Below are 11,835 nucleotides of genomic sequence, written 5' to 3' on the forward strand. Positions count from 1 at the left end.
TGTTGGTCACGCTCGGTCTTGAAGTGCAAAGAGTAGCGGAAATGGCAAGGCTAGAACAGAGCCGATTCAGGTAGAAGGTTTGTACTCTTCCCGCCCTCTGATCAGGTCTGCCAGATGATAATTATGTTTCTTGAGAGCTTCATTCTGCCCCTTTGTCTTTTCATCCTTACTGGTTTGCATCGAAAGTGTGTATGAGTGCCCTAGCACTGAATACAAACCTCCGTACTGCCTCCTAAACGAAGGGGCCATTACTTCCAACTGCTCGGCCGTGCTCATAACCCTCTCTTCATCCGTTAGCGCTTTTGCTTTTTTCACCTCTTTTTTAGTCTTTAATGATGGCTGAACCACTTTTTTCTCAAGCAATTCAATACCGTGATTAGCCATTGATACTGCTTCCCGAACCAGCCTGTCCTGCTCTTTACCTTCAGGGCATTGCATGGCCCTCTGTAACACCAGCCAGTTTCGGGACTGAAGTGTTCTGAACCAGAGACTGGTTCCTTCTTTTGCCTCTATACGGTCAAGAAGCTTACCCACTTCTTCAAACGACTTGGCTTCTGCCAGTAAAGTATTTGCTTTTGTTAATATTCGCCGGATAGCTTTTGTGGAACGTTTTACATGCCTGACCTGAATCCAGGCCTCACCTGAATCACTATTATCAGTGACCACGTCATCTGCTTCTACCGTGACGCTGCCAGTGTCCCCCAGCTTTGCCACTACTGCGGCAGTGTTCTGAAAAACATCGGCCTCCTGTGAACCGTCTGAGTCTGAATCACTCTCTTCTCCAGATTCGTTACTGCCTTCATCAGAACCATCACTTTCGGTATTTTTAAGTCCCGTTTGCATCATTTCTTCCAGAAACTCTGCTCTTATTTCATACCCCAACATTAAGCTGAATGTACTTTTCTTGCCCTGAGCAACAATTTCATCCGCATGATCTCTTAACGCATCCAGCTCCTTTTGGGTTGAAGTACCGTCAAGCCTCGCCAAAAAGTAACAGCCAGCTTGATGAAACCATGTCGATTCGAAAAAGGTGGCATCAAATGTCAGGCTAGCCATTAACCGGTCCATCGCTTGATAATAGGTAGCCTGCGCTTCACTAAACTGTTTTCTGGAAAGATAGATCTCTGCTTTATAAAGAAAACTCTGGGGGATTTCAGACGCTTTATCAAACCACTCTTTTGCTTCCTCCAAACTGCCTCTCCGAGATTTTAATAGCAAATACCCACAGAGAAAAAAGGCCGTAAAGTGATCGACTGCCTTGAGCTGATCGAACAAATTTGCAGAATAACCTTCACGCTCCACTCTTGCGTACAGGTAAAGCGCTTTTAGCTGATCAGCATTTACTTTTTTGCTACGCAAACTAATGAAAATTTTTTCAAACCTTCGATACACGCTTTGCAGCTCAGATTTATCTTCACGAAACAGAAGATATAGGGCAAAAGCAAAGGCTGATTCTTCATTCGAAGGAAATTCATGAAAAATACTCTGCTCGTTACAGCACTGGGTATCAACATAGAGCCTATGTGGAGAATCTTTAGAATCACTGGCCATCTTACTTCTGGCAAGAACCAATTCCCTGACTCTTACCTTCTGCAACCCAGCCATTTGACTGGTAATCTGAACCGTTTTAAGAGAATCACACCACTTCATCCAGGAAAGATCACCTGAGAGCCCAATACTCGCCTGAGCGTAGTAGATGCCTGCTTCCGGCAACCCTAATTCAAAGGCTTTCCGGAAAAGCTCAGCACTTTCATCCGTAAATCGATTTGTCCTTCGCAACAGAGACTTGGCTTTAAGACAGTAAGCTCGGGCACACATCAATGGATCCTCGGCATCTTTTTCAAGCACTTCAGCAATCATTTTTTCAAGGTTGGAATAATTTTTCAGATGATAAAACACCTGCATTCGAACAAAACGCAACTCCATGCTGTCGCCATTACTTCGAAGAAGCTCTATGCATCTGCCAAACAGCTTTCCATACTCTTCCTCTGCTTCGCTGGCATAGACAAAACCACCTTCGGAACATCTTGCCCATTTTGCGCCCATGACTTTTGGTGAACTCTTTTTCAGCGCATTTTCAGCTCGATTGATACTGTCAATATGGGCTTTTTCTCTCATCGTCAGCCTGACGTCACCAGAACAGACCTGCCCCTCCTTTTTGGCAACAACCCTGGGGTCTGTATGATAAGAAGTCTCGACTTCAGCTTTACCCGCAAAAGGCTTCTTTTTATTCGTGCGAGCTTCTTCACCTTTGAATTTTGGCTGACCGCAGCCAACCGCATCAGAGCCAGATCCGGGTGAACCGCCTTTAGGAGTTGAGCCAGTGGAATCCATAATCCATAATATTCAATTGATTACATATTCTTATCGCCTTTTTTCTCTTGCCATTAAGCAAGTACAGCTCTGATGACTGGCCATGCAACCACACCTCCTACTGATCGACGCCCTCAACCTGATACGCAGAATCTTCGCTGCGGTCAGAGCTCCTGATGATTACAGTCGGGTAGACGGTGCTATTGCATCTTCGCTCTCGTCATTGTCACGAGCAGCCAGGGATTGCCAACCCACTCATACTCTGGTGGTCTTTGATGGCAACCCGCCGACCTGGCGGCACGAACTTTATCCGCAATACAAGGAAGGCAGGAAGCCGATGCCGGATGCTCTCAGGCAGCGACTGGGGGATTTCAATCAGGCTTTTCTTAACAATGGCTTTAAAAGTTACCGCAAGGCCGGACTGGAAGCCGACGACGTGATTGCCGCTGTAGCGAATAAAGCAGCCAGCGCTGGCGTACAGGTCACCATTTTATCCACAGACCGGGTTTTCTTTCAGTTACTGGGCAATCCCAATATTACTCAACGGGATCATTTCCAGAAGCTGGACTTTAATCATGATACCGTCGTCAGTCAGTTCAGCTTTGAGCCTGAACAGCTGGTCGACCTTTGGGCATTGTCCGGTGTTGGAGACGTGCCTGGAGTGACAGGTGTTGGTGATAAAGGCGCATCAACCCTGCTTAAGGTTCACAACACACTTTCAGAAATTCTGGAATTGGGTGACTCTGCCAGTGGCGCTGCTAAAAAAGTGGTCGAGCAAAAGGAAATGGCTTTGATGTCTCACAAGCTGGCGAGACTGGCATCAGAACTGGAGTTAGGTCTTAGATTGAAGGATTTAAGGTATGAGCCAGCAACCGAAGCTGCTGGCTCATGAATGAAGATAGTTGCTACTGAGAAAGCTATCAGGCGACTTCTTCATCATTATGAAGGTCAATGATCGAGTTTCCTCGTTCTTTGGCCTTGGTATCTTCATTACGACTTTCTGCCAGTCGATCGAGATAAGCGCGATCGATTCCACCGGCAATATAATGTCCATCAAAAACAGAACAGTCGAATTCGGTAATAGCCGGATTCAATGACGTTACCGCTTTCTTCAGATCATCCAGTTCCTGGAAAATCAACCGGTCAGCGCCGATCTCTTTTTCAATCTCTTTCTCTGTACGACCATGGGCAATCAATTCTTCCGAGGTCGGCATATCAATGCCATAAACATTCGGATAACGAATGGCCGGTGCTGCAGAACAGAAATACACATTCTTCGCGCCACTGTCACGGGCCATATCGATGATCTGCTGACAGGTGGTACCACGAACGATGGAGTCGTCTACCAGCAACACATTCTTGCCTTTAAATTCCTGACCGATAGCACTCAACTTCTGGCGAACCGATTTTTCCCGTACTTCCTGACCAGGCATGATAAAGGTGCGACCGATATAGCGGTTCTTAACAAAGCCTTCCCGATAGGGCAGGCCCAGTCGAGTTGCTATTTCCAGTGCAGAAGTACGACTGGTATCCGGAATTGGCATGACCACATCAATGTCATGGTCAGTCCATTCCCGAAGAATTTTGTTCGCCAGTGTCTGCCCCATTCTCTGGTGAGACTGATAAACAGAAATACCATCAAGAATGGAATCAGGACGAGCCAGATAAACATACTCAAACATGCAGGGAGTTTTCACACCGTGCACACATTGAAAACTGTGGAAATTATTCTTTGAATCAATGTAGATAGCTTCGCCTGGCTCAACATCACGAACCACTTCAAACCCTGAAGCACTAAGCGCTACAGATTCTGACGCCATCATGTATTCAGTGCCCTGCTCGCCTTCACGCTTACCAAAAATCAGCGGACGAATGCCATTCGGGTCACGGAAGCCAATCACACCATGACCATTCAGCATGGCAACCACGGCGTAGCCACCTTCACAACGGCGATAAACCTGCTGCAAAGCAGCGAAAATATCTTCCGGCTGGGGTGTCAGCTTGTTCAGCTTTCCCAGTTCGTGGGCAAAGACATTGAGCAGAATCTCTGAGTCTGAGCTGGTGTTGATATGGCGCAGGTCAGCATTGAACAGCTCTTCCTTGATCGCTTCGGCATTGGTCAGATTACCATTGTGGGCCAGAGCGATACCGTAGGGAGAGTTAACATAAAAAGGCTGAGCTTCGGCGGAACTGGACGTTCCTGCGGTGGGGTAGCGGACATGGGCAATACCCATTTTACCGCTGAGTTTTTTCATATGGCGGGTTCGAAAAACATCCCGAACCAGACCATTGTCTTTCCTGAGAAAGAAGTGACCATCCTCGAGCGTCACCATTCCCGCTGCATCCTGCCCCCTGTGCTGAAGCACGGTCAGCGCATCGAACAACAGCTGATTCACATTCACCGTCGCCGAGATACCGACAATTCCACACATGTATAACATCCTCAGGCTTTGATCAGCGACTCTAGAGCCATGGCCGTTAGCACCCCGACATACGAATATATTGAGCTGTTCACTCACCTCCGACAGGAAATCAGCAACTTAACTCTCGATTACGCGTGTCTGCATACTCAGTAATTCAACACCATGGCTTAGAGCCTTTTTATTGTCAGGAGTTCACCACAATCCCCGGAATTTGCCTGTTCATGGGGTCTGCAGCTAACTCAAGCTTGCATGGCTGGACCAACCAGACTGATAACCGTCTGCTTCGACCAGTCAGCAAGCAACAGAAAGTGCGGCAATAATACCGAATCTTTCCATGCCACGTCATTCTCTAATGGTACGAAAGTCATTAATCCGACCACAAGTACCACTACAAGGCAGCCTCGCAGACCACCGAACACCATGCCAAGTACCCGGTCTGTGCCGGTCAATCCGGTAGCATTCACCAGTTGAGCAAAGACTTTATTGATCAAACCACCCACCAACAGCGTGGCGATAAACAACATCAATGATGCGCCTACGACTCTGACAGAAGGGGTATCACTGTAGGGAGCCAACAACTGGGCAACACTGCCATTAAAGGTCCAGGCTATGAAAATAGCCGCTACCCAGGTAATCAGCGAAAGTATTTCCTTAAAAAATCCGCGCATCAGACTGACCAGCGCAGAAATTAAAATAATGCCAGCAATCACCCAATCGATCCAGGTAAAGGTCAAGTCAGACTCCTTGTGTCTGTTTTCTATTTATCCAGTGTACGGTCAGGCTGAAACAGCCGCAACTGTGAGAAAAGAGCCTGTCACCAGCACTCTGTCACCGGCGGAACTGGCTTCGACCGCAGCCTTGTAAGCCTGCTCAACCGTTTCTGCTGACTGCGCTGATAACTCTCTACGTTCCAGCTGTGCCAGCAGCTCTTCTTTCGCCAAGGCTCTCGGTGATTCGAAGTCACTGACCAGCCATTCACTGACAAGGTCTTCCAGCTGATCAATCACTGCGGAAGAGTCCTTGTCTTTATACATGGCAATTACAGCGCGGGTTTTGCCTGAGACTGGATTCTGCGCCAGTTTTTCAATCAGTTTTCCTGCGGCCTGAGGGTTGTGAGCCACATCGAGCACCAACTCTATTTCTTCACCTTTGCTATTAGTAACCTGACGTATTTCACAGCGACCCGAGAGACGGGTTTCAGCAACAGCTTTTGCAATTGCATCAAAGGCAGGCGGCTCAGGCATGAACTGAACTGCCTGAATCGCCGTTGCAGCATTGTCGATAAGCAACTCAGGCAAAGGCAGATCGCTCATTTCAAACTGCTCACCGGTCTTGCTGACACCCTGCCAGTTCCAGAAAGTTGCATCAGTATTGAGATTAAATTCCTGACCTCTGCGATGCAGAATAGCTTCCTGTCGAACGGCTTCTCGAACAATATTGTTCGGCACTTCTGCATCACCAAATACCGCAGGTTTTCCTGCTCGCATAATGCCTGCTTTTTCACGGGCAATGGCTTCAATGGAAAAACCAAGCCACTCCTGATGGTCGAGCCCAATGGTAGTAATAACAGAGACATCAGGGTCAATGGCATTGGTGCCATCCAGACGACCACCTAAGCCTACTTCCATAATGGCAATATCAACCTTCGCCTTCTGGAAACAATCCACAGCGACCAGTACGGCAAATTCAAAATAGGTCAGCCAGTCACCGCCACGACCTTCGTTCACTTTTTTGAATGCGTCAGCAAGATCCTGATCCGCAACATCTTCGCCGTTAACACGAACCCTTTCGTTAAATCGAATCAGGTGTGGGGATGTATATACCCCCACCGTGTAACCGGCATTGATCAGCATGGCTTCCAATAAGGCAACCGTCGAGCCTTTGCCATTAGTACCACCCACAGTAAAAACAAAAGGTGCTGGTTTGGTCAGATCGAGTTTTTCAGCGGCTTTTTTAATGCGATCAAGACCCAGATCCATTTCATGTTCTGGACGGGTATTTTCCAGCCAGTAGAGCCAGCCATCGAGATGGTCAAAGGGAGGTTGCAGAGGGTTCTGCGAAGTCATGGAGCAATCCTTGATGTCTGTAATTCAAAGCAAAGACAAGGACTGGAATAATGGACGGAAAATGAAAAGAGGTAAACCACTTAGCATGGTTTACCTCTGCTTTTAATGCCTGGACTTCATTGACAACCTAACGAACTCATCCATTATTTGCCCGCCTACGGCGGGCAAATAATAATTGGATCTTCGATAGAATCCAGACACTCATCAGGCAGACGCTTCTTCGGACTGCTCGATCTCATCAAAGTTACTGTCTGCTTCAATGACCGGGGCATTAACCGCAGCCAGTCCCTGCATCTTGCGGCAGGTACGGGCAATGGTATTACGCATCTCGGCACGATCAACGATCATATCGATAGCACCATGCTCCAGCAGAAACTCACTGCGCTGGAAACCTTCCGGCAGTTTTTCACGAACTGTCTGCTCGATAACACGAGGACCAGCAAAACCGATCAGAGCCCCCGGCTCAGCAATATTCAGATCGCCCAGCATCGCCAGTGACGCAGAAACACCACCGTATACCGGATCAGTCAGTACGGAGAAATAAGGCACACCGTTCTGCTTCATGCGTTCCAGTGCGGCACTGGTTTTAGCCATCTGCATCAGGGAGAACAAGGCTTCCTGCATACGGGCGCCACCAGAAGCGGAGAAACACACCAGAGGTACACGCTCTTCCAAAGCCTGCTCGGCAGCGCGGGCAAATTTCTCACCGACAACGGTTCCCATGGAACCGCCCATAAAGCTGAATTCGAAAGCAACAACAATCACCGGAATATCTTCCAGCGTGCCTTTCATGACGACAAGGGCATCTTTCTCGCCGGTCTGCTTCTGGGCAGCGGCCAGACGATCCTTGTACTTCTTGGAGTCCTTGAACTTCAGGCGATCAATCGGTTCGAGATCAGAGAACAGCTCTTCACGCTGTTCAGCATCCAGAAAATAGTCGAGACGCTTACGGGCAGACACCCGCATGTGATGACGACATTTAGGGCACACATCCAGAGCACGTTCCAGCTCCGGACGGTAAAGTACTGCTTCACACTTTACGCACTTGCGCCACAGACCTTCAGGCACGTTACTGCTTTTCGCCTGACTTGAAGATCTTGACAGCGAAGGAATCAGTTTATCGACTAACCAGTTACTCATTCACGCATCCTGTGTTTTGTGGCGACTATTATCCAGAGGCAGCCTCTGGATAACGGCTAGCTCACTTCAGGCAGAAGATCTGACCTAAAGAGAGCAGCCTTCTGCAAACAATTATTGTTTATCCATAGCCGTACGCATAGCAGTCAGATGTCCGGCCACCTGATCGATACAGGCTTCACCTTCCTCTGCATACTTTGCCAACTCGGCTACCAGCAGCGAGCCTACAATCACACCATCCGCAACTGTGGAAATGGCGGCAGCAGACTCACCGTCTCTAATTCCAAAGCCAACGCCTACCGGCAAATCAGTGAAGCCTTTAATATGATTCACTCTGGCCTGTATACCTTCCAGATCCAGTTTGTGGGACCCGGTTACTCCTTTTACAGAGACATAGTAAACAAAGCCCGACGCCACCGAACAGATCTTGCTGATACGCTCGTCTGTTGTTGTCGGTGTGACCAGATAAATCATGTCAATCTGTCGTGGCTTCAGTTCAGCCACCAGCTCTCCGGCAAACTCGGCCGGCAGATCAACAATCAATACGCCATCAACGCCTGCGTTGGCTGCCTTCTCGGCAAACACCTGATAACCCATGATTTCTACCGGGTTCAGGTAGCCCATCAGAACAACTGGGGTGGTATTATCGGTCTTACGGAACTCGGTGACTATTGAGAAAACGTCATTCAATGTAACACCTTGTGATAATGCCCGCTCATGAGCTGCTGCAACCACAGGTCCATCGGCCACCGGATCGGAGAACGGAAAGCCCAGTTCGATCAGGTTGGCACCGCTTTTCACCATGGCATGCATGGCGTCAGCGGTCTTGTTAACTTGCGGATCACCCGCAGTGATATAAGGCATCAGACCTTTTCTGTCTTCCAAGGACAGTCGTTCAAAACAAGTTTTAATTCTCATGACTGTTCTCCCTTAGAATGACAGGCCGTCGATTTCAGCAACGGTGTGAATATCCTTGTCACCACGACCGGACAGATTGATGATAATAATCTGATCCTTGTCCATGGTCGGTGCCAGCTTCTCTGCATAAGCCAGAGCGTGAGAGCTCTCGAGCGCAGGCATAATACCTTCCATCAGTGTCAGTTTTCTAAAGGCAGCCAATGCTTCATCATCGGTAATGTAAGGGTATTCAGCTCGGCCAACCGCACGCAGATGGCTGTGCTCAGGCCCAACACCCGGATAGTCCAGACCGGCAGACACTGAATAGCTTTCAGTAATCTGGCCATCGTCATCACACATCAGGTAACTGCGCTGCCCCTGAAATACGCCCTGACGTTCACCTGCCATACGTGCAGCATGTTCACCGGATTCAACACCGTGACCACCCGCTTCAACGCCGTAGATTTTTACGCTTTCATCAGACAGAAATTCGTAGAACAAGCCCATGGCATTAGAACCACCACCGACACAGGCCACCAGTGCGTCCGGTAGCTTGCTGGTCATTTCCAGACACTGACGGCGGGCTTCGCGGCCAATAATGCTCTGGAAGTTACGAACCATTTCCGGATAAGGATGAGGACCACAAACGGTACCGAGAATATAGAAAGTCTCTTCCGGCTGGGTTACCCAGTCCTGCAGTGCCGCATTAATGGCATCTTTCAGGGTACGGGAACCACTTTCAACCGGAACAACGGTCGCGCCCAGAAGCTTCATGCGATATACGTTCAGTGCCTGACGTTCAACGTCCTTGGCACCCATATAAACAATACATTCCAGTCCCAATCGTGCAGCAACAGTCGCTGTTGCCACACCGTGCTGACCGGCACCGGTTTCAGCAATAATACGCTTCTTGCCCATATGCTTGGCCAGCAGAGCCTGACCAATCGCATGGTTGATCTTGTGTGCACCAGTGTGGTTCAGGTCTTCACGCTTCAGGTAAATCTGGGCACCGCCCAGCTCTTTAGACCATCTTTCAGCGTGATAAAGCGGTGATGGACGACCGACAAAATGAGCCAGATCCCGGTCATAATCCGCCTGAAACTCTGGATCATTCCAGAGTTTTTTATAAGTTTCTTCCAGCTCCTGCAGAACCGCCATCAGGGTCTCTGCCACATAACGACCACCAAAGCGGCCAAAGTGTCCGGTTTCGTCCGGCAGGTCTTTCAGTTTTTGGAAATCAAAGGGAGTATTTGTCATTGCTTTACAGCCTCAGCTCTTTACCGCCTGGATAAAGGCTCTCATCTTTTCAGGGTCTTTTCCGCCCTGTGAATTTTCTACGCCACTGCTGACATCAACAGCGTATGGCGCCACCTGTTCAATAGCTTCAGAAACGTTATCAGGAGTAAGACCTCCGGCCAGAACGATTGGCTTATCCAATGATGCAATCAGTTCCTTTGGCGTCAGCTGCCAGTCAAAAGCTTCTCCGGTTCCGCCTGGCACACCTTTTCGGTAAGTATCCAGCAGCAGGCCACAGGCCCCCGGGTAAGCGTCTACCAGCTTCCTGACCGGCGTGTCCGGACGTATCCGTAACGCCTTCATATATCTCCTTCGCCATCGTCCGCACTCCTGGTCGGTTTCATTGCCATGGAACTGCAACAAACCTAATGGAACATGATCCAGAATCTCCTGTATCTCCTGTTCACCAGCGTCCACAAAGAGTCCAACCAACGTTATAAATGGTGGCACGGACAAGGCAATCTCACGGGCTTTTTCCACCGTAAGAAAACGACGGCTGGCAGGGTAGAATACCAGGCCCAGTGCATCAGCACCGGCAGCAACAGCAGCTCTGGCTTCTTCTACAGAAGTGACTCCGCATACCTTGATGCGAGTTTCAGTACGAGTCTTCAAAAATGCCACTCCCTATTTCTGGCATTACTGGATGTATAACGGACTTGAACAGTCAAATTTCTTCTACGGATAAACGGACATTTACTCTCTAAGTGTGCAGACACACGTAGTCGAATATTAGATTGTCCTTTCCCCGCCGTAGGCGGGGAAAGGACATACGAATTCAAATGTCCGAGTACTTAAAGCAACGGTTTATCGAATGTAGACAGGGGATAGTAACAGAAAGTTCAGAGGCTTGTCTCAGCCTCTGAGGACAGTATCAGGCGGAATTACCAGGGCAATGCAGCAGCAACAAAAAACGGGTTAGGTTCACTTTTTGGCAGATCAAACTGCTCTGGGTAACCTACATCGACGAAATACAGGCCATGCGGCTTAGCCGTGACACCCGCTTTTGATCTATCTCTGGCATCCAGCACTTCCTTAACCCAGATTGGCGGCTTACGACCGCTTCCCACTTCCTGCAGGACACCAGTAATATTCCGAACCATGTGATGCAAAAAGGCATTGGCACGAATATCAATAATCACCATATCGCCATGACGATGGACTTCCAGCTTCTGCATTTCACGAACCGCATGCTTGGCCTGACACTGAACCGCACGATAAGAATCAAAGTCATGCTCACCAATCAGGTACTGCCCTCCAATATTCATCAGCTCCACATCCAGTGGACGATGGTAATAGGTCACGCCTTTAGGAAGATGCGCCGGACGAATTCGGCGATTAAGTATCACGTAACGATATCGACGCCATTCCGCTGAAAAGCGGGCATGAAAATCATCAGAAACAGGCTGCACCCAGTTCAGGGCAATATCATCCGGAAGGCCAGAGTTAGTACCAAAAGTCCAGCCATAACTGCTGCGCTCGGCATCCGAGTCGAAATGAATAATCTGATTACAACCATGGACACCGGCATCCGTTCTTCCAGCACAAACCACGCTGACAGAATGATTGGCTACCTTGGATAACGCTTTTTCCACAGTTTCCTGAACAGAGGGGTGGCCTGTCTTCAGGCTCTGCCAGCCATGATAACGGGAACCATCATATTGGACACTGGCAACAAAACGAGGCATGAATCACTCGATCCTTAA

The 11,835-nt window shown here is 48.8% G+C and carries 10 protein-coding genes; 1 reads left to right on the forward strand and 9 read right to left on the reverse strand.

The window, feature by feature from the left end; genetic code table 11:
* Positions 1–66: 66 nt before the first annotated feature.
* Positions 67–2,334, reverse strand: a complete 2,268-nt coding sequence (locus EOPP23_RS18600) for a lipopolysaccharide assembly protein LapB (RefSeq protein ID WP_153767492.1) — start codon at positions 2,332–2,334, stop codon at positions 67–69.
* 82 nt (positions 2,335–2,416) lie between these two features.
* Here EOPP23_RS18600 and EOPP23_RS18605 point away from each other — a divergent pair, with 82 nt between their 5' ends.
* Positions 2,417–3,205, forward strand: a complete 789-nt coding sequence (locus tag EOPP23_RS18605) for a 5'-3' exonuclease H3TH domain-containing protein (RefSeq protein ID WP_153767493.1) — start codon at positions 2,417–2,419, stop codon at positions 3,203–3,205.
* A gap of 28 nt (positions 3,206–3,233) precedes the next feature.
* Here EOPP23_RS18605 and purF read toward each other — a convergent pair whose 3' ends face one another.
* From purF to truA, 8 genes are all read right to left on the reverse strand, one after another.
* Positions 3,234–4,745, reverse strand: a complete 1,512-nt coding sequence (gene purF, locus EOPP23_RS18610) for an amidophosphoribosyltransferase (RefSeq protein WP_153767494.1) — start codon at positions 4,743–4,745, stop codon at positions 3,234–3,236.
* A gap of 230 nt (positions 4,746–4,975) precedes the next feature.
* Positions 4,976–5,470, reverse strand: coding sequence for a CvpA family protein (locus EOPP23_RS18615; protein ID WP_153767495.1), 495 nt, complete (start codon positions 5,468–5,470; stop codon positions 4,976–4,978).
* A 42-nt stretch (positions 5,471–5,512) separates the two neighbouring features.
* Positions 5,513–6,802 carry a bifunctional tetrahydrofolate synthase/dihydrofolate synthase gene (gene folC / locus EOPP23_RS18620; RefSeq protein ID WP_153767496.1) on the reverse strand — a complete coding sequence of 430 codons (1,290 nt, stop codon included), beginning with the start codon at positions 6,800–6,802 and terminating at the stop codon, positions 5,513–5,515.
* A 204-nt stretch (positions 6,803–7,006) separates the two neighbouring features.
* Positions 7,007–7,942 carry an acetyl-CoA carboxylase, carboxyltransferase subunit beta gene (gene accD, locus EOPP23_RS18625; protein ID WP_153767497.1) on the reverse strand — a complete coding sequence of 312 codons (936 nt, stop codon included), beginning with the start codon at positions 7,940–7,942 and terminating at the stop codon, positions 7,007–7,009.
* A gap of 111 nt (positions 7,943–8,053) precedes the next feature.
* On the reverse strand, positions 8,054–8,857 hold the full coding sequence (gene trpA / locus EOPP23_RS18630) for a tryptophan synthase subunit alpha (RefSeq protein ID WP_153767498.1): 804 nt from the start codon (positions 8,855–8,857) through the stop codon (positions 8,054–8,056).
* 12 nt (positions 8,858–8,869) lie between these two features.
* Entirely contained in the window at positions 8,870–10,093 is a 1,224-nt protein-coding gene (gene trpB, locus EOPP23_RS18635; protein WP_153767499.1) for a tryptophan synthase subunit beta, read from the reverse strand.
* A 12-nt stretch (positions 10,094–10,105) separates the two neighbouring features.
* Positions 10,106–10,744, reverse strand: a complete 639-nt coding sequence (locus EOPP23_RS18640) for a phosphoribosylanthranilate isomerase (protein WP_153767591.1) — start codon at positions 10,742–10,744, stop codon at positions 10,106–10,108.
* Positions 10,745–11,013: 269 nt separating this feature from the next.
* The gene (gene truA / locus EOPP23_RS18645; RefSeq protein WP_153767500.1) at positions 11,014–11,817 is read right to left on the reverse strand and encodes a tRNA pseudouridine(38-40) synthase TruA; all 804 of its coding nucleotides are present in this window, start codon (positions 11,815–11,817) and stop codon (positions 11,014–11,016) included.
* Positions 11,818–11,835: the final 18 nt, after the last annotated feature.

It is taken from the genome of Endozoicomonas sp. OPT23 (assembly GCF_009653635.1).
Lineage (GTDB): Bacteria > Pseudomonadota > Gammaproteobacteria > Pseudomonadales > Endozoicomonadaceae > Endozoicomonas_A.